The following is a 1,084-nucleotide window of genomic DNA, read 5'->3' on the forward strand; positions in this document are numbered from 1 at the left end:
CGTCCGCTCACGTGGCTGTTGCCCATGGTGGCGCTTTCGTCGCTGGCAAGGCGCAATATGCCGATGTCAATGGTGATGGTAAAGCCGACCTCATCGTCCAGGGGAGCGACAATCGGTTCTGGCTGTCAGAAAGTACAGGCAGCGGTTTTGTCGCGCCCCACATGGTGGTCGCTGAAGGCGGCACCTTTCAGGCCGGTCAAGCGCAATACGCCGACGTCAATGGTGACGGCAAAGCCGATCTCCTCTTTCAGGACAACGACAACAATTTCTACTTGTCAGAAAGTACAGGCAACGGCTTTGCGTCGCCGCATCTTGTTATTGACCATGGCGGCAGTTTCCAAACCGGCCAAGCGCAACTTGCCGACATGAATGGCGATGGCAAAGCCGACCTCATCTTCCAGGGGAATGATAATCGGTTCTGGTTGTCAGAAAGCTCGGGTGCCGGTTTTGCAACACCTCATCTGGTCGCTGATCAAATCGGAAATTTCAACTTTGGCCAAGCGCAGTATGCTGACATTAATGGAGACGGTAAAGCGGACCTGATTTATCAGGGGGCTGATAACCACTTCTGGCTGTCTACCAGCACAGGAATTTCATTCTCCGCTTCGGACAACCTGATCCAGGGTGATGTGGGCAATGACACGCTGTCGGGCGGCGCTGGCAACGACACACTGGTGGGTGGTCTCGGCAACGATGTCCTTATGGGAATGGCTGGCAACAATCAGCTAGACGGCGGCGATGGCTACGACATTGCTGTTCTCTCCGGAAATCGGGCGGAGTACACGGTTGACTTCATTGGCGATACGGTCAAGGTCGCGGGAGTGGATGGTGTAAGTGTTATGACGCATGTCGAGGCGCTGCAGTTCTCGGACATGAGGGTTTCCACCAGCACCGGTGCCATTATGGTCGATGCCGTGCAACATGGTGGCGTTGCCCTTGCTGGCAAGGCACAGTACGCCGACATCAACGGGGACGGTAAAGCCGATCTCATTTATCAGGGGGGAGATAACCGATTCTGGCTGTCAGAAAGTACAGGCAGCGGTTTTGTCGCGCCCCACATGGTGGTCGCTGAAGGCGGCACCTT

At 55.6% G+C, this 1,084-nt stretch carries 1 protein-coding gene; it reads left to right on the plus strand.

What is annotated here, in order from left to right:
* Positions 1–1,084: FG-GAP-like repeat-containing protein (locus EJ903_RS26345; RefSeq protein WP_174237368.1), on the plus strand; the 1,084-nt coding region annotated here is incomplete at both ends.

It is taken from the genome of Azospirillum griseum (assembly GCF_003966125.1).
GTDB classification, from domain to species: Bacteria; Pseudomonadota; Alphaproteobacteria; order Azospirillales; family Azospirillaceae; genus Azospirillum; species Azospirillum griseum.